This window comes from Corallococcus sp. AB038B, from assembly GCF_003668955.1.
GTDB classification, from domain to species: domain Bacteria; phylum Myxococcota; class Myxococcia; order Myxococcales; family Myxococcaceae; genus Corallococcus; species Corallococcus exiguus.
Window position 1 is genome coordinate 58,921 of record NZ_RAWO01000003.1, and the last position, 17,729, is coordinate 76,649.

The 17,729-nt window shown below is 70.5% G+C and carries 14 protein-coding genes; 8 read left to right on the forward strand and 6 right to left on the reverse strand.

Annotated elements, in window-relative coordinates; genetic code table 11:
* Positions 1-4 precede the first annotated feature (4 nt).
* Entirely contained in the window at positions 5-907 is a 903-nt protein-coding gene (locus D7Y04_RS16560) for an outer membrane beta-barrel domain-containing protein (RefSeq protein ID WP_121759952.1), read from the reverse strand.
* Positions 904-1,731: an outer membrane beta-barrel domain-containing protein gene (locus D7Y04_RS16565; protein WP_120600089.1), complete on the reverse strand. Its 828-nt coding sequence runs from the start codon at positions 1,729-1,731 to the stop codon at positions 904-906. The genes D7Y04_RS16560 and D7Y04_RS16565 overlap by 4 nt, the downstream gene beginning before the upstream one ends.
* Positions 1,732-2,001: 270 nt before the next feature.
* Here D7Y04_RS16565 and cglC point away from each other — a divergent pair, with 270 nt between their 5' ends.
* From cglC to D7Y04_RS16600, 7 genes are all read left to right on the forward strand, one after another.
* Positions 2,002-2,508, forward strand: coding sequence for an adventurous gliding motility lipoprotein CglC (gene cglC / locus D7Y04_RS16570; protein WP_120600086.1), 507 nt, complete (start codon positions 2,002-2,004; stop codon positions 2,506-2,508).
* A gap of 114 nt (positions 2,509-2,622) precedes the next feature.
* Positions 2,623-4,056, forward strand: a complete 1,434-nt coding sequence (locus D7Y04_RS16575; protein WP_121759953.1) for a VWA domain-containing protein — start codon at positions 2,623-2,625, stop codon at positions 4,054-4,056.
* Between the two features lie 169 nt (positions 4,057-4,225).
* Complete coding sequence (gene purE, locus D7Y04_RS16580) at positions 4,226-4,729, forward strand: 5-(carboxyamino)imidazole ribonucleotide mutase (protein ID WP_171812732.1); 504 nt, start codon at positions 4,226-4,228, stop codon at positions 4,727-4,729.
* Positions 4,726-5,868: a 5-(carboxyamino)imidazole ribonucleotide synthase gene (gene purK, locus D7Y04_RS16585; protein WP_120597339.1), complete on the forward strand. Its 1,143-nt coding sequence runs from the start codon at positions 4,726-4,728 to the stop codon at positions 5,866-5,868. Before purE ends, purK begins: the two co-directional genes overlap by 4 nt.
* 5 nt (positions 5,869-5,873) lie before the next feature.
* Positions 5,874-6,350: a Cys-tRNA(Pro) deacylase gene (gene ybaK / locus D7Y04_RS16590; RefSeq protein ID WP_120581269.1), complete on the forward strand. Its 477-nt coding sequence runs from the start codon at positions 5,874-5,876 to the stop codon at positions 6,348-6,350.
* Positions 6,351-6,419: 69 nt separating this feature from the next.
* On the forward strand, positions 6,420-7,652 hold the full coding sequence (locus D7Y04_RS46535; protein ID WP_121759954.1) for a hypothetical protein: 1,233 nt from the start codon (positions 6,420-6,422) through the stop codon (positions 7,650-7,652).
* A gap of 139 nt (positions 7,653-7,791) precedes the next feature.
* Positions 7,792-9,570, forward strand: coding sequence for a bifunctional diguanylate cyclase/phosphodiesterase (locus D7Y04_RS16600; RefSeq protein WP_158620729.1), 1,779 nt, complete (start codon positions 7,792-7,794; stop codon positions 9,568-9,570).
* Positions 9,571-10,193: 623 nt separating this feature from the next.
* Here the strand turns inward: D7Y04_RS16600 and D7Y04_RS16605 are convergent.
* The 4 genes from D7Y04_RS16605 to D7Y04_RS16620 all read right to left on the reverse strand — a co-directional run bounded on the left by D7Y04_RS16605 (position 10,194) and on the right by D7Y04_RS16620 (position 15,323).
* Positions 10,194-11,855 (reverse strand): hypothetical protein, encoded by a 1,662-nt coding sequence (locus D7Y04_RS16605; protein ID WP_121759955.1) that lies wholly within the window; start codon positions 11,853-11,855, stop codon positions 10,194-10,196.
* 42 nt (positions 11,856-11,897) lie between these two features.
* Positions 11,898-14,225, reverse strand: a complete 2,328-nt coding sequence (locus D7Y04_RS16610) for an alkaline phosphatase PhoX (RefSeq protein WP_147477123.1) — start codon at positions 14,223-14,225, stop codon at positions 11,898-11,900.
* A gap of 148 nt (positions 14,226-14,373) precedes the next feature.
* Positions 14,374-14,925, reverse strand: coding sequence for a DUF192 domain-containing protein (locus tag D7Y04_RS16615; RefSeq protein WP_199749680.1), 552 nt, complete (start codon positions 14,923-14,925; stop codon positions 14,374-14,376).
* Positions 14,922-15,323 carry a TIGR02266 family protein gene (locus D7Y04_RS16620; RefSeq protein WP_043321926.1) on the reverse strand — a complete coding sequence of 134 codons (402 nt, stop codon included), beginning with the start codon at positions 15,321-15,323 and terminating at the stop codon, positions 14,922-14,924. Before D7Y04_RS16620 ends, D7Y04_RS16615 begins: the two co-directional genes overlap by 4 nt.
* Before the next feature lie 25 nt (positions 15,324-15,348).
* Between D7Y04_RS16620 and D7Y04_RS16625 the strand changes: the two genes are divergently transcribed.
* On the forward strand, positions 15,349-17,712 hold the full coding sequence (locus D7Y04_RS16625; RefSeq protein ID WP_199749681.1) for a hypothetical protein: 2,364 nt from the start codon (positions 15,349-15,351) through the stop codon (positions 17,710-17,712).
* Positions 17,713-17,729 lie beyond the last annotated feature (17 nt).

The following is a 17,729-nucleotide window of genomic DNA, read 5'->3' on the forward strand; positions in this document are numbered from 1 at the left end:
AGTCTCAGGAACCGGAGGGGAAGAAGAAGGACAGGCCCAGCTCGAACAGGATCTGGTTGCGGAGGTAGCTGGGCGTGGGATCCCGGCCCTTCTCCACGTAGATGATGTCGCGCAGCTCCGTGCGCAGCGTCATCCAGCGGTTGAAGAAGAAGCGCAGGCCGACGCCCACGTTGCCGCCGCCCGTGAGGTACGACTTGCTGCCCGCGGCGGGCGTGCCATCCGTCAGCGACTCCGCCGGCCCCTTGTACTGGACGACGGACGCGCCCACGACGCCGTACATGTCGAAGTGGACGAACTTCTCCGCCAGCAGCGACAGCTTGCCGTAGATGGGCGCCCACTGGACGTCCACGCCGCCCGTGAGCGTCATCTGGCCGGGCGCGTACCCGTCCAGCTCACCCTTGGTGGGCGCGCGGCAACCGCGGGTGTCCCCGTCCTCGCCCGGCGTGAAGGTGCAGATCTGCGCGGAGCCCGCCACGGAGTTCAGCGCGTAGCCACCGCGCAGGCCCACGCCCAGGGTCTCCATGGGGAAGTAGGTGACGGTGCCGCCGAAGATGTACTTCTTGTAGAACGCGTCGCGGATGGTGATGGACGCGGACGGGCTGACCTCGAAGCGGCCCTTCTTGAGGAACATGTGGCCGGACACCGGCCGGATGCGCTCGCGAAGGGGCCCCAGGGCGTCCTTGTCCACCTCCGACACGTCGCCGGCCTCTTCCTCCTGCGAGCCGGCGGGCGGGTTGGAGTTGGCGGCGGTCTTCGGGGCCGGAGCCGCGGGGGCCGGAGCCGCGGGGGCCGGAGCCGGCGTGGCCGGAGCGGCGGCGGCCGGAGCGGGCGCGGGGGCCTGGTCGGCGGCGGCGAGCGTGGGCACGCCCGCGCACAGGGTCAGGAGCAGACGGAAGGCGGGCTTCATTCGGACTCCCTCCCCGTCGACTTGAGGGGCAGGAAGATGGAGATGCCCGCGTTGAGGGTCATGACGTTCTGGAGGGCGCCCTTGCTGCTGCCCAGGGGCTGGTCCACGTAGGAGGTGTTGATGAGGGCCACGTTGACGGCCAGGTAGTCCTTGGTGACGAAGCGCATGCCCAGACCCAGGTCGAACGCAGGGTTGAGGCCGCGCTCCGGCAGCGCGGAGGTCTCCGTCCTCACCACGCCCATGCCACCCAGCAGGTAGCCGTCGAAGTGGAGGATGGAGTTCAGGAAGGACACCTTGCCGTAGAGCGGCGCCCACTCCAGGTCGCCCATGGCGGACCAGTTCGGCACGGAACTGTAGATCTTGCTGTTGAAGGTGCGCTTCGCCGTGCGGACGTCATCCGACGGGATGACCTGGATGAGCGAGCCACGCGCCGAGACGGCCAGCGTGTCCGACAGGTACCAGGCCGCGCGCAGCGAGCCGCCGAACTTCGAATAGAACGGGTCGTTCACGGAGATGCTCACGAACGGTGAGATCTCCAGGCGGCCCTTCTTCAGATAGACCTTGCGCTGAACGCTCTTCACCCGGTCGTCCTGGGTGATGTCCGTGAGCGGCATCAGCGCTTCGATCGGGATGTCCTTCGCCGGGGTGGCGGCTGGCGGCGACGCGGGACGTGCTTCCTCGTCCGGCGGCGGCGCGGGGTTCTCTTCGGGTGGCTTGGCCTGGGAGTCCTCGGTCAGATCGAGGCCCATGCCTTGCTGGTTCTGGGCGGGGGCCAGCGCGGGCCACATCAGGCTCAGCGCAAGCAGCAGCGTGGGGCGGTTCAAGTCCGGGCGCTCCGTGGGGGGAGGGAACGTACTGCCACCGGAAGGCAGCATGACATCAGCCGCACCATCCTATCGGCCGTATTCCCAACCATCAACCAGCAGAATGCGCCTGCCTCCTCTGTATTCCTCTCGTATCCCTTCACAATTCCACTGTGCTCACGCCCCGCGGGTCAGGGGTTGGCGCGCGAAAGTGGTGTGCTACCGTTCCCGGGTTCCGGGCGTCGTCATCCCCCACGCGCCCTGCTTCCATCCTTCCTAGAGGTCTCAAAGATGTTCGTGCGATCCGCGCTCTTCCTGTCCGCCGCTCTGATGCTGGGAGGCTGCGACGTCAAAACCGAGCTGGGCAAGCCGTGCAACCTGGTGCGCAAGGCCACGGCCCAGGAGCAGGAGGAGCAGGGCCGCGAGGTGGTGGAGGTCAAGGAGAAGGACATCGCGGTGGATCAGGACTTCATCTCCTTCGGTTCGCTGGAGTGCGAGGACCTCATCTGCGTGCGCGACGACCAGAGCCCCCGCAGCGAGGATCCGGAGGCGCCGGCCCTGGGCTACTGCAGCAAGGAGTGCATTCAGGGCACCACGACGGGCTGCGAAATCACCCGCACCGTGGACGACGTGGAGGAGGGCCTCAAGGAGCGCATGACGTGCCGTCCCCTGCTCCTGGACCAGGACACGCTGGACGCCATCCGCATCGCGGACGAGTCCTTCTACCGGCGCACCTTCGGCGAGAACAACTCGCCCTACTTCTGCGCGGGCGCCGTCCCGGCGGCCCAGGGCAACTGAAGTCCGGGCTGAACAGCCCACTGAACAGTCGCCTCGCGCGAAAGGGTTAGACCTTTTCGCGCCTCTCGTTCGTAAAGGCAGGGCCCGCGTTTCAAACGCCTTTGGAGCCCTGCCATGAATCGTACGGTCCTGTTCCTCGCCCTGGCTGGTGGCCTCGCCCTCACCGCGCTGGTGCTGGGCATGCCCCGCGGGGGCGGCCAACCGCCCACGCCGCACGTCGTCGTGACGTCGCCCACGCCCCCCCCGCCCGTCCCGCCGCCGGGGCCGCGCGTGTCCACGGGCAGCCTCCAGGTGACGAGCCGGCTGTCCCACCCGTACGTGCCGGTGGGCCCTTCGGAGACGTACGTGACGGTGGACCTCACCGGCGCGGAGGTGCCCGGGGCGAAGCGCAGCCCGGTGAACCTGGCGGTGGTCATCGACCGGTCCGGGTCCATGAGCGGCTACAAGCTCCAGCAGGCGAAGCAGGCCGCGCGGCACCTGGTGACGCTGCTGCGCGACGAGGACCGGCTGGCCATCGTGCACTACGGCAGCGACGTGAAGAGCCTGCCGTCCCTGCCGGCCACCGCAGGCAACCGCGAGCGGATGCTCCAGTTCATCGACGGCATCTGGGATGACGGCGGCACCAACATCAGCGCGGGCCTGTCCGTGGGCCGCACGCAGCTGGCGTCCGCCATGGGCGGGACGGCCACGGTGAACCGCCTCATCCTGATGAGCGACGGCCAGCCCACCGAGGGCGTGTCCGACGAAGAGGGCCTGAAGAACGTGGTGAAGGAGATCCGCGCCTCCGGCATCACGGTGAGCTCCATTGGTGTGGGCACGGACTTCAACGAGGACCTGATGCAGGCCTTCGCGGAGTACGGCGCCGGTGCGTACGGCTTCCTGGAGGACGCGAGCAAGCTGTCCACCCTCTTCCAGCGCGACCTGCAGCAGGCCACCACCGCGGTGGCGCGCAACGTGGAGCTGTCCTTCGAACTGCCCCCGGGCACGACGCTGGGCGAGGTGCTGGGCTACCGCGCGCACCAGGCCGGCAACACCGTGCGCGTGGCGCTGCCGGACTTCTCCGCGGGCCAGACGGAGCGCGTGGTGGCGCGGCTGCACGTGACGGGCACCACGCCGGGCCAGTCCGTGCAGGTGGCGGGGCTGAAGGTCGCGTACACGGACCTGCTCGTGCAGAAGAACGTGGAGGACCAGTCCATGCTGGCCGCGGTGGCCACCAACGTGCTGGAGGAGGTCGTCCAGCGCCAGGACAAGGAGGCCACGGTGTACGCGGCCCGGGCCCGCAGCGCGCAGAACCTCCAGAAGGCCGCGGAGGCCATGAGCCAGGGCAAGAAGGCGGAAGCCAAGGGCTACCTCTCCCAGAACCAGGCCCTCTTCGAGGAGGCGGGCGTGGTGGCGGGCGCGGCGGCGGTGGCGGCGGATCAGGCCGAGCAGACCCGCGCGATGCAGGAATACGACGACGCGGACTCCTATGAAGCCCAGAAGGCCGCCGTGAAGAACAGCAAGGTCAAGGCGCTCAAGAGCTTCGGGCGCATGGGCTCGACGTACTGAGCTTCCGGAGCTTCGAGGGGCGTGCAGGGGGGCACCGCCCGCCCCCCTGCCCGCCCGCCATCGCGACGTCACATCTTCGCGGTTGACCTCCGGAATCGCGTGGCCCTATCTCCGCGTTCTTCCAGGCTTCACCCCCTGGAAGCAGGGCGCACTGGAGGCGCGGACAAGCATGGCGGCGAGCGCGAGCACCCCGTGGGTTGGGGTCATCATGGGCGGCAAGAGCGACCTGGAGCACCTGCAACCGGCGATCGACATCCTCGCCGAGCTGCGCATCCCGCACGAGGTGCGCATCGTCTCCGCGCACCGCACGCCGGACTGGATGATGGAGTACGCGTCCACCGCGGAGTCGCGCGGGCTGTCCGTCATCATCGCCGCGGCGGGCGGCGCGGCGCACCTGCCCGGCATGGTGTCCAGCAAGACGCTGCTGCCGGTGCTGGGCGTGCCCATGCCCACCACGGTGCTGTCCGGCTTCGACGCGCTGCTCTCCATCGTGCAGATGCCCAAGGGCGTCCCGGTGGGCACGCAGGCCATTGGCAAGCCGGGGGCCGCCAACGCGGCGCTGCACGCCGCTGCCATCCTGGCGCTGAAGTACCCGGAACTGCGCGAGCGGCTGGCCGCGTGGCGCAAGGCCCGCACGGATGAAGTGCTGGCGCAGCGCGAGGTGGCGGGATGAGCGGCCCCATGGTGCTGCCGGGCGGGACGCTGGGCATCCTGGGCGGAGGCCAGCTGGGGCGCATGATGGCGCTCGCGGCGCGCACGCTGGGCTACCAGGTGCAGGCGTTGGATCCGGACTCGGCGTGCCCGTCCCGCTCCGTGGTGGACCGCTGCCTCACCGCGTCCTTCTCCGACACGACGGCGGCCGAGGACCTGGCGCGCCAGTGCGACGTGGTGACGCTGGAGATTGAAAAGGTGTCGCTGTCCACGCTCAACGCGGTGTCGCGTCACGCGCCCATGCGGCCCGGCGCCTCCGTGCTGGAGGTCGTGCAGCACCGCGGCCGACAGAAGGCGTGGCTCGCGAAGGGCGGCTTCCCTCTGGGCCCGTGGCGTGAGGCGAACTCGGAGGCGGAGCTGTCCGCGGCCATCACCGCGCTGGGCGGCAAGTGCTTCATCAAGTCCAGCGAGGGTGGCTACGACGGGCGCGGCCAGTACGAGGTGAAATCGGCCTCCGAGGCGGGCACCGCGTGGAAGGAGCTGGGCGAGCGCTCCGTGGTGGCGGAGGCCGCGCTGGACCTGAAGGCGGAGCTGTCCGTGCTGGTGGCGCGTGGGCCGGATGGGCAGCTCGCGGTGTACCCGCCCGCGTTCAACCACCACGAGGAGCGCATCCTCGCGTGGTCGCTGTTGCCGGGTCCGCTGCCCCAGGCCGTGCTGACGCAGGCGTCGCAGGTGGCGCGCGACATCACCGCAGGGCTGAAGGTGGAGGGGCTCCTGGTGGTGGAGATGTTCCTGCTGGGTGACGGGTCGCTGCTCGTCAACGAGGTGGCGCCCCGGCCGCACAACAGCTTCCACTCGACGGAAGTGGCGTGCCTGACAAGCCAGTTCGAACAGGCCGTGCGCGCGGTGTGCAACCTGCCTCTGGGCTCGGTGGAAGTAGTGCGCCCCGCGGCCATCGTGAACCTGCTGGGCGACCTGTGGTTGCAGGAGGGCGGCCCCAGGTTCGCGCAGGCGCTGGCGATGCCTGGCGTCCGGCTGCACCTGTACGGCAAGCGGGACGCGCGCAAGGGCCGCAAGATGGGCCACCTGTCCGCGGTGGGAAGCACGCCCGAGGACGCTCTCCAGCTCGTGAAGGCCGCCGCCACGGCACTGGGGATGTAACGCCCATGAAGACGAACGCCGCCCGGCTCCTGGACTCGCTCGGCATCGCGTACACGTTGCGCGACTACGACGTGGATCCGGACGACCTGTCCGCGGAGACGGTGGCGGCCAAGGTGGGCATGCCCGCGGAGCAGGTCTTCAAGACGCTGGTGGCCAAGGGCGACCGCACCGGCGTGTTGATGGCGGTGGTGCCGGGCAACGCGGAGCTGGACTTGAAGGCCCTGGCGCGGCTGTCCGGCGACCGCAAGGTGGACACCATCCCCCTCAAGGAATTGCAGCCGCTCACCGGCTACATCCGGGGCGGAGTCACCGCGCTGGGGGGCAAGAAGGACTACCCCGTCTTCGTGGATGAGACGCTGGAGCTGTTCGATGAAGTCGCCGTGTCGGCCGGGGTGCGCGGGACACAGATCGTCCTCGCCCCGGCGGACTACCTCCGCGTGACGAAGGGCAAGCCGGGACCCATTTCGCGTCCGAAGGCGTAGACCCTTTTCGCGAGCCGCGCGTTCGAAGAGACATTCCCGGCCCTTGGGGGCCGTTCCCGGGGTGTCCCGATGAATGCCGCCGTGTTGCAATTCCACCACCGCGAAGCCTTCGAGCACACCGTCACGCGCGCGCTGGCGGCAGGCGCCGGAGCGGGGCTGGTGCAGTGGCTGTCCTTCCGCGTCGGCATGCCGATGCCGTTGACGTGGCTGGTGCCCGCGGCGGTGGTGTTGGCGTGCGCGCGAGGCGACCGGTGGGACCGGGGCCTCTTGAGTGGCCTGGGGTTGCTGCTCGTGGCGCTGCCCTATGGGCTGGGCATGTCGCCCGCGTGGACGGTGGCCACGAGTGGCGCGGCCGCGGGCGCGCTGCTGGTGCGCTCCCGCCTCAACGACCTGGGCGAGGAGGGACAGGTCGCGGAGGCCCGCCCCACCCTCGTTCACTACAGCCTGGGCGCCGTGCTGGGCGCGGGGCTCACGCTGGCGGGTGGCGTGGTGGCGAACATCCTGTCAGTGCGGCTGGCGTCCGTGGCCACGCCCACGCTGCTGGCTGCGGCGGTGGTGGGCGGCATCGTGGGGCTCTTCGTGGGACTGGGCGCCATCGCCGCGCACCTGGGGCTGACGGCGGATCCGGTGGAGGCGCGCGCGGAGGAGCTGCTGCCCCAGCTCTCCGGTGACTTCCACACGCTGTCCGAACGCGCGCTGTCCCTCTACCGTCAATGCGGTCAGTCCCTGGCGAAGCTGCCCCGCGAGCCCGCGCGCGAGGAGCTGGCCCGCACGCTGGCGCGGATCACCAAGGGCGCGGTGGAGCTGGCGTCCGAGTGGGCTGGCGTGGAGGCGCAGCTGGAAGAGCGCGCCGCCGCCGAGTTGCAGGCGGAGCGCGAGAGCCTGGAGCGCAGCGCTCGCGCGAGCACGGACGTGGTGGCGCGGCGGCAGTTGGAGGCCGCGGCTGCGTCGCTGGCGGAGGAGGTGGAGCGGCTGGGAGACATGCGTCAGCGGCGCGAGCGAATCCTCGCGAGGCTGCGCGCGGAGGTGGCCCTGTTGGAGCGTGCGCGCGTGGCGCTCCTGTCCCTGCGCAGCGGTCAGGCCCAGCTGAAGGCGGCGGAGCTGGCCTCGCTGGCCCGCCGGTTCCGAGCCCTCTCGACCGCCCAGGGAGAGGAAGGCCAGGCGATGGACGCGGTCGCGGCCCAGGTCACGCTGACCCAGGTGGCGGCCGCGAACGTGGCCCCGATGACCCCGGTGGATCCGGGGCCGGACGCGTCCGAGGGCGCCAAGGTGCCGGAAATCCAGCGGATTCAGGGGGAATAGGACCTGAGGAGGCTGACGGGGCCCTCCCGCCCCGGGCCCTGGGGGACGCCCGTGGCAAGCGTCCGTTTTCGATGTTGGCCCTGCCGAGTGGTCGGGGGGGACTGAAGCTTGCCCCGGAGCGCGGTACATTTCGGAAGCCATGAGCCTGCCCTCCCCCAGCAAGCCCGCACCACCTCCGCCCTGGCTCTGGAACGGTGACGAGCCAAGGGTCGCCACCGTCTTCCAGCCCATCGTCGATCTGCTCAGCGGCGAAGTCCTCGGCCACGAGGTGCTGTCGCGAGGCCTGGGCCCGGTGGAGTCCCCCAACGAGCTGTTCAACCGCGCGCGGGTGGAGGGCTTCACCTACGAGTTGGAGCGCGCGTGCTGGACCGCGGCGGTGCGTCGCATCGCCACGCTGCCGGAAGCGCAGCGGCGCGGACCGTTCTTCTTCAACGTCAGTCCGGACGTGTTGAGCGACGAGCGCTTCGGCGGAGCATCCACGCTGGAGCTGCTGCGTCAGCACGGCCTGAGCCCCCAGCAGCTGGTGCTGGAGATCACCGAGCGCAGCACGTTCGAGGACACGGAGCAGCTGCGCATGCTCGCGCGGCGGTATTCGGAGCAGGGCTTCGGCATCGCGCTGGACGACTTCGGCGCGGGGCACTCGGGCCTGGTGACGCTGGTGCACAGCGCGCCGGACTTCATCAAGTTGGATCAGGCGCTGGTGCGGGACATCCACCTGCACACGTACCGGCAGCACCTGGTGAAGTCGCTGGTGGCGTTCGCGCAGCGCGTGGACGCGGTGCTCATCGCCGAGGGCGTGGAGACGTGGAACGAGCTGGCGGTCCTGCTGCGCCTGGGCATCCGGCACGCGCAGGGCTACCTGCTGGCGCGGCCCGTGAGCTCGCCGCAGCGGCCGGGAGCGGACTTCGCGGAGCGTTGCCGCGAGGCCATCCGCGCCCTGCACCACCGCGAGCACGAGGATGACGAGACGGTGGGCAGCATGATCATCCGCCCGCCGTGCGCGCCGGTGACGGCGCAGGCGGTGGAGCTGGACCGGCTCTTCCGCCGCACGCCGGGCGAGGACCACGTCGTCCTGCTGGACGGCGAGCAGCCGCACGCGGTGGTGACGCGGCGGAGCTTCTACGCGCGCTTCGGGGGAACCGCCGCCAGCACGGAGTCCGCGCTTCCGGACGAGCCTCGCGAGGCGCCGATGGTGGTGGAGGACGCGACGGCCATCACGGCGCTGGCGCGCATGGCGATGCGCCGTCCGCCCGAGTCCGTCTACGACCCGGTGGTGGTGACGGACGCGAAGGGCCATTTCCTGGGCACGGTGACGATGAAGCAGCTCATCGCGCGGGCCTCGGACCTGGAGCAGCACGCGGCGACGGGCGCGCATCCGCTCACCGATTTGCCCGGCAGCCGGATGATCGAACGGTGGATCCGCGCCGCGCTCCAGGGCAGCGCGTTCACGGTCATCTACGCGGACCTGGATCACTTCGAGGCGTACAACGACCGCTACGGATTCCTCCAGGGCGACCGGGTGATCCGCTACACGGCGAGCGTGCTGTCGGAGTGCCTGCACCTGCTGCCGGAGGGCTCGAACCTGGGCCACGTGGGCGGCGACGACTTCGTGCTCGTGTGTCCGGACGCGGTGGCGCCGGAGGTGTTGCGCACGCTCTGCCAGCGCTTCGACGCGGAGAAGGTCCCGCTCTACGGCCCGGAGGACCTGCGGCGCGGCGGCTTCACGGCGAAGGACGCGGCGGGCAACACGGTGCCGGTGACGCTGAGCCTCGCGGCGGTGGACCACCAGGGGTTGTCCGCCAGCCCCCACCCGGCGGAGCTGTCCGCCGTCGCCGCGGCCCTGCGCAAGCGAGTGAAGGCCGTCTCCGCGCAGACGCACACCAGCACGTTCCTGTTCCAGCCCGGCGCGGTGAAGTAGCCAAACCGCGCCTCACGTCCCAAGTGAGGCGCGGTCGTCCGTCCAAGCCCACCGAAACGGCACGGCACGCTGTAGGCCCACGGGGATGCCCCAGCCCCACCGGGACACCCCGCCAGCGGTCCCCCGCACGAACCTGTCCGACTGTCCGACAAGTTGGGAGGACCGGCGCTGGGGCCCGCCGCCCGATTCAGGCGGCGAAAAACCTGTCCGACTGTCCGACAAGGTTGGATGCCTCGTGGCGAGAGGGCCCCCGGTCCAGCCGCGCGGCGAAAACCTGTCCGACTGTCCGACAAGCTTGGGAGAACCGCGGATGGGCCCCTGCGTCATTCGCGCAGCTGAAACCTGACCGGCTGTTCGACAAGTCTTGGCCGGGGGCCCGGCCCCTCCGTTCGACCCACGGAAAGCTGTCCGACTGTCCGACAGGTTGGGCGGACCGGGCCAAGGGCCCCGGCGCCAGCCGTGCGGCGGAAACTTGTCCGACTGTCCGACAGGTTTTGCCGCGTCTGGCGGAGGGGGGCACTCCGGATAGCCGGGGGCAGGTGTTCGTCGTTCCTGGACGCAGTGCGGCGTATCGCTGGCCGGCCCCGCTGAAGTGCGGCAGACCGCTTCGCGTGCACCGCGTCCTACTCCCAGGTGAGGTGCAACCGGCCGTCGGTGTAGAGGCGGCCCGTGGCCTCCAACTCGGTGGAACCGTTCTCCACGGCGCTGTGCACGTTCGCGGGCGGCGCCAGCAGCGTGTCCCGTCCCAACGCGAACGCCTGCTCCCGCACCAGTGCCTGGTAGGCCTTGTTGAGTTGGAGTGCCCTCTCCCGTGACGGCGTCACCAACCACGCGAGGTCGCGGTCTCCTCCCGGTGCCGCGCGACTGACCGCTGGCAGGTCCAGCACTCCGTTCGGGAAGAAGCGCGCGAGCAACTCTTCGTTCGCACGGAACTCATCGCCCCCCTGCACGCGCTCGAAGTACGTCACGGTTTCTGGCGCGGTGTGGCCTGCCTGCGGCACGTCCGGCAGTCCTCGCAGGTCCTGGGTCCGCCAGCCGTCGCGCCCCGGCACCTTGCGTGGGAACGCGAAGGTCTGGTCCACCGTCACGCCCAGGTTCGTGTGGCAGCCCATGCAGTAGACGTGCTCCTCCAGGGTCTGGAGGCGCAGCCGTCCCTTCGCGTCCTCGATGAAGCCCTGCAGGCGCCAGCCGAATTCGCTGATCAGTCCCAGCTCCGGCGTGCCTGGAAACGCGGGCAGCCGGCCGCGCACCTTCTTCTCCTGCTCCTCCGCGTAGAAGTTCCGCACGCGGTCGTCCGCCGGTTCCTCGTCCTTGCGCGAATAGCGCAGCTCCTTCATCCGCGTGGACAACAGCGCGGGCGCGTCCGGGTCCACGTAGCGCACGGTGTGCAGGAACTCCGTGCCCTTCGGATACGTGTACCGCCGCACCTTCACATCCGCCGCGCTCCCCGCGTAACGCGCCGGCAAACCGCGCACTCGCTCCACGCTCGGGGACAGGACGCCGTCACCATCCAGGTCCATGTTCCCCACGCGCTCGTCCACCGGCTCCACGCGGCGGCTCGCGCCCTTCACGTCCAGGAGGTCCGGGTCCACCGTCATCGCGGCCTCCAACACCGCGAGATTGAAGCGATACACCTCGCGCGACGGCTGCCCGCGCGCATCCTTTCGGAAGGACTCCGGGAGCCGGACGTAGACGTCGTCCGTGCTGCCGTTGGTGGGCCAGAACGTTCCCAGGAACGGCTTGTAGCGCACGGCCCGCCAGCCACTTCCGTCCCTCGCGAAGCCCTCCGCGTCGAAGCCTCGTGCCAGGTCCAGGTCCGGAACCCAGCCCTTGTAGCCGCCTGCGCGCCCCAGGAGCGCGGCGCGGAGCGGCGTGTAGTTGTCTTCTCGGATGTACTCGAGCACCTCGTCATCGGTGATGGACGCAATCGCGCGCGTCCGGTCCGTGAAGAGGTTCGTCCAGTGGTTCGTCAGCCCCACGTCGCTGAAGGCGTACTCCGCCTGGAGCGAGTCGTCCGCCATCACGTTGTTGCCGACGCCGCCCGTGTGACACGTCCAGCACGGGTTCGAGACCCCAGCCGTCTTCGTGTAACACATGGACGGAACCGGGGCCTCGCGGTTGGCCACCCGGCTGCCCGCCGCCAGGGCCTGCGCGAGCGGATCAAATTGAGCCTCCACCTCCGCGGGCGTGCGCAGACGCCACACGCCCGCCGCAGCGGCGAAGGCCCCCAACGTCAGGACGATGAAGACGGGGCCTCGCACCCCATCGAGCACGGATGAACGCATGCGCCAGGCTCCGTCTTCGTGGACCATTGAAAGGAACGACGACTACGGCCAGACGCTGAAGCTGTCCTCGCCCGGGTGCTGGACACTGACGAACAGGCTGGTCATGTCCGCGTTGAACGCCGGGCCCGTGGCCTCCGCGTCGCTCGGCATGGAGAGCACTCGGAACGCCTTGCGGAAGTACGGGCTGTCACGGTGCGCGGGGGCCTGGTCCAGGTAGAAGATGCCGTCCGCGACCTTGTTGACCCCGAAGTTGCCGTCCGTGCCGAACCACACGCCGCCCTCGCGGTCGATGACCAGGTTGTCCGGCTTGGCCGCCGCGAACTCAGGCGCCGCGCTGGTGGCCGCCCCCTCTCCTTTCCACACTCGGAAGAAGTCGAACGTCTTCGAGCCCGCGGGCGCCGCCGGATCCGCCTCACGGATGGCGAAGATGGAGCCCACCTTGTCCACCGCGCGGTTGTCCTGCGCGCCGCGATCCTTCTTCACCCACGCGCCGTCCTTCAGCTCGGCGGTGGCCACCCGGCCCTGTTGATCCAACGCCGTGGGGTCACCGTGCTCGGTGAAGGCCACGTAGAGCAGCGGCGTGCCGCTGGGGTCCTTCGGGTTCCACTCCGTGTCCTCGGGGCGGTTGAGTTCCATCACGCCCACCTTGTTCGCCGCCGTCCACAAGAGCTTGCGCACCTGGTCGTCGTTGACGAAGCCACCCATCGCGTTGTGGTTCGCGTCACGCAGCGCCGCGCCCACCTGGAGCGTCGGCTGGCCGAAGGCCGCACCGTTCGGCGCCAGGTCCGTGCTGTCCATGCCCAGTTGGATCCACCGGCCGTGGCCCGGCACCGCGTCCGTGGGCACAACGCCGCCCACCAGCGTGTCGCCCGTCGCGTTGTCCAGGCCCGCGAAGTGCGCCGCGTAGAGCGTGCCCGCGTCCAGCAGCGCGCGCACCTGCGCCTTCGTCATCCCCGGCGCGTACTTGCCCTGCGACACGAACTTGAAGATGCGCCCGCCGCGCCGGTCATCGCCGCCGTAGATGACCACGGGCTGGTTCGCGAGCAGCTTCCAGTCCGCGTCCACCACGAAGGTCGCATTCTCCCAGTGCGCGCGGCCCATCACGCCCAGCTTGCGGTGGCCCGCGCCCGGCTTCTCCGCGTCCTTGCCGTACCAGAGGTCCGCCGGCTGGCCTGGATCCACCTCCGTCAGGTAGCCGTAGCCATCCTTCAGGTGCGTGGAGTCGCGGTCCCCGCTGATCATGTCGCCCTCCGCCGGAGCGGAGAAATCAGGCGCGAGCGGAGCCCCCGGAGCGAAGCCCACCGCCGCTGGAATCCAGTCGTTCTTCCCCGTCCACAGCGCGGCCTCCGGATCGCCGTAGACGCCCTGGACGTTCTCCTCGCCGACGATGACCGTGCCCCACGGCGTCTGGCCACCGGAGCAGTTGGAGTGCGTGCCGGGCACCACGCCCGCCACCAGCGCCGCGCCGGAGTCGTCATGCTCCTCGCCGGAGAGCGTCACACCCACCACCTTCGCCAGCGTGGCGCTGGAGGCGTCGTAGCGCACGTTGGCCGCGTTGCGGTCCACCGCCCAGCCGCCCGTCGCGGGGTCCTGCACCACTCGCATCCAGGTGCCGCCCACCTGCTTCTTCCATTCGCGGTTGTAGGAGACGAGCGCGTCCGCCTGCCACTGCGTGCCGTCCGCCACCGTGTTGGAGAGCGTGCCCGTGTTGCGCAGGAAGCGCGCGAAGTCCAGGTGCTGGCCGATGGGCGCCGTGCCCACGCGCGGCTTCGTGCCGGAGATGTATTCGTGGTTGATCCACATCCAGCCGGCCGCGGCCTGCCCGTGGTACTGCGGCGCGCGTCCGTCCTGCGACCAGCCGTCCCCGAAGAAGGCGATGTAGTCCACGTTCGCGCCGAAGCGCGCCCCGCCCTTCGCGAAGGCCAGCGGATCCATCCACTTGATGACCGTGGTCGGATACAGCCCTGGCACTGAACGCACCGTGTCCGTGGACGCGGATGACAGCGGGAACACCAGCGGCGAGGGCAGCTTCCCCGTGACGACCTGCTCCACGCGCGCCTTCACGTACTCCGCCACGTTGGTCGCGCCCGTGCCCAGGTCTCCCCGGAACGTCACGGCGATGACGGACGACAGCGGCGTGCTGGACTCCACGCCCGGCGCGCGCGCCGTGGCCCCCGGCCCCGGCTGTCCCTGGGTACCAGGGCCCGGATTGCCCGGCTCACCTGCCGGTCCCTGGGCACCATCCTGACCGTCCTGACCCTTGGGGCCTTCCGCGCCCGCGGGACCCGAGTCTCCCTCGCAACCCACCCACGTCGCGGTGCCAAGCAGGAGCATCGCGCCAGTGGCGCGGCTCAAAAGACGAGAAGCCATGCAGTGCATCCTCCAGAAGGTGGCGCGCGCTTCGACGCGCGGCGCGAATCCTGCGGAGGCAGCGTGGCGCTACCTTGAGCAGCGCGTCACTTCTTCATCACGGGCAAACCGGGCGCGCGACAAACGCGCATCACCGGCCCCCGTTGCGTCACGGCATGATGGGAATGGTGCTGACGCCCTCGAACTCCGCGGTGCCGCCGCGGACGATGCCGTTCTTCTGGCACCAGCCGCCCGGCACCTCCAGCACGTACTGGCTGGGGATGCCCACCGTGCGGTTCGTCAGCGTGCGTGGCTCCGCGTTCTCGATGATGCCCACGACGCGGCCCTCGGACGTGATGAACAACATGTCCAATGGGATGAGCGTGTTGCGCATCCAGAAGCCGCGCACCTCTTCATCCGGGAAGATGAAGAGCATGCCCTGCCCGGCCGGCAGCGCCTTGCGCCACATGAGCCCGCGCGTGCGCGACTCGCCCGTGGCGGCCACCTCCACCTCCACGCGGTGCACACCACCGTAGGCATCCTTCAGCCGCACGTGCGCGCGCGGCAGGGTCGGCATCACGTAGTCCTCCGCCGACACGTCCTTGGACCGGGGACGCGCCGGAGCGGGCGCGGCGGGCTTCGGAGGCGCGGCGGGCGCTTCCTGACACGCGCCGCCCGCGAAGGCCAGCGCCGCCAGGACGAACGTGAGGCGCAGCTTCATGGATGCTGGGGATGCAGGGGCTTGTTGAGCAGCTTCTCGGTCAGCTCGGAGCCCAGGCTGTCCGACATGAGCCGCTCGACCAGCGTCTCGAAGTCCACGCGCTGGGACTCGCTGCTGTAGATGAAGCGGATGCCCATGCCGGGCTCCTCCGCGTCGGCCTTGGACCAGACGACTTCGCCCAGCAATTCGAAAGGTGCCTCTCGGTGCGGCACCGTCAACTTGAAGAGGAAGCGCGTGCCAATGGGCAGCGGCTTCTTCGTCTTGATGAACGTGCCGCCCTTGCTGATGTTCTTCGTGTAGTCAGCGAAGAACGAATTGAGCTTCTTGTAGTCGACCTTCAGCTCGATGGGCGCACGACCGTGGGTGCGCAGTTCGGATCCGCTCTTCTGTTCGGACATGCGGCCGGGGAGTATAGGGGACGCCATGCGGCAAGTCCTCCCCCGTGCCCGTGCACTGTTGGGCCGTCCAGCCGTCCTGGCCACCGTGCTGCTGCTTGGCGGTGGGGGGTCGGCCCTTGTCCTCCTCCCCCTTTTCGGGGTTCCCGGCTTCGAACTGGGCCTGGCCCTGTCCATCGCCGTCGGCCTGCTCGGAGGTGGGACAGGCATCGCCGCCGCCGCCCAGGAGCGCCGCATCCTCACGGGCGCCGCCCCCCTGCCCGCCCGGGTGGAAGCGTCCGCCCTGCCCGGAACCGCCGTGGGCCGGGCCCTGGGCGCCAGCGCCGTCCTGAACCTGGGGGTGCTCGTCCCCCCCTTCGTGTGCGCCCTGCTCTTCGCCCGGCTTCGCACCGCGTGCGACCCCTTCGAACTGGCGGGCTTCTACCCCCTGCTGACCATCCCCTCCGCCCTGGTGGCCTCCGCGGCGGGCGTGCTCCTGGGCTTCGCGACCGCCCGGCCCCGGGGCGCGGCGGGCCTGTACGCCCTGCTCCTCCTCGCCTCACTGGCGGTGACGGTGTGGCCCATCGTCTTCGGGCCCCAGGTGTTCGCCTTCAACATCTTCCTGGGCCACCTGCCCGGCCCGCTCTACGACGAGGCCCTCCAGATGACGGCCGCGCTGGGCTGGTTCCGACTGGAGACGCTCCTGTGGGTGGGCGTCTTCGCGGGGCTCGCCATGGCGCTCCTGGACGTGCGCACCGGGCGCCTGGCGCTGAAGGGCGCGCGCCCCGGTGGCCTGCTGGGGCTGGTGCTCCCCTGTGTCCTGGGAATCCTCTGGCTGGAGTCCCGCGCGCCGCAGCTGGGCCTGCGGATGAGCGACGCGTACCTCTCTGAACAGCTGGGCGGCGTGCGGGAGACGGAGCACTTCGTCCTGCACTACCCGCGCGGCAAGGCGCGCCAGGACGTGGACCGCATGGCCCGCGACCTGGAGTTCCGCTTCACCCAGACGTCGGGCTTCCTGGGCGTGGCCCCCACGGAGCGCGTGCGCGTGTGGCTCTACCGCTCCGAGGAGGAGAAGCAGCGGCTGGTGGGCGCCGGCCGCACCCAGTTCGCCAAGCCCTGGCGCACGGAGCTGCACATCCAGGACAAGCCCTTCCCCCACTCCACGCTGCACCATGAGCTGGCGCACGTGATGGCGGGCCCCGCGGGCTCCGGCTTCTTCCGCGTCACCACCCGGCTGGGCGTGTGGCCGCTGATGGGCGTGATTGAAGGGCTCGCGGTGGCCGCGGACGACCCCGTCCAGGGCGAGCTCACCCTGCACCAGTGGGCCGCGGGCATGCGCCGGCAGGGACTGGCCCCGGACATGCGCGACCTCATGGGGCCCAAGGGCTTCTACCAGTCCGCCCCGGCGCGCGCGTACACCGTGGCGGGTTCGTTCCTGCGCTACCTGGCGGACACCTACGGCGCGGACCGGCTGCGCGCCGTCTACGCGCACGCGGACTTCAACGAGGCCTACGGCCGGCCCCTGGACGAGCTCGTCACCGAGTGGGAGCGCACCCTGGACGCGCTGCCCCTGGACGCGTCCGCGCTCGCGCGCGCCTTCGCCCGCTTCCGCACCGGCAGCCTCTTCACCCGCGCCTGCGCCCGCGAGGTGGCCCGCCTGTCGGACTCCGCCCGCGAATCGCTCGCCAGCGACCCGCAGGACGCGCTCCAGCGCTACCAGCGCGCCGCCCGGCTCCAGCCGGAGGAGCCGTCCTACCAGTTGGGCCAGGCCGTGGCCCTGGACGCCCTGGAGCGCGGGCCCGACGCGGCGAAGGTGCTGGCCACGCTCGCGGAGCAGGTGAAGGACCGGCCCGCGCTCGCCGCGGAGGTGGCCGTGGCCCGCGCCGACGTGGCCCTCCACCTGGAGGACGTGGAGGGTTCGCGCGCCTTCCTCCAGGCCGCGCTCGCGTTGGATCCGGGGCCGGAGCTCACGCGCACCGCCCAGGTGAAGCTGGCCGCGCTGGAGACGCCTTCGCGCCGCACGCCCATCGAGGCGTACTTCCGCGCGCCGCAGGAGGAGCTGCGCCTCTTGCTGCTGGACCGCGCCCTCCTCGCTTCGCCGATGGATCCATGGCTGCACTACCTGCTGGGGCGGCGGCTGCATCAGGTGGGGGCCCCGGCGCTCGCGGGCGACCAGCTCCAACGCGCTCTTTCGGACACCACCCTCCCGGAGGCCATCCGCCGGGAAGCCACGCGGCTGCGAATCGAGGCCGCCTACCTGGCGGGCGACTGCGGCGCCGTGCGGCATGAAGTGGGCGCGCTGCCGGACTACGGGGCCGCCTTCCGTGCGTCGGCCTCCGAGTGGCAGGCCCGTTGTGACTTCGAGCAGACGGCCTATCGCGGGCCCCTGGTGCCGCGTCAGGCTTTCCGCTAGACGCGGGCCCCTGCGCA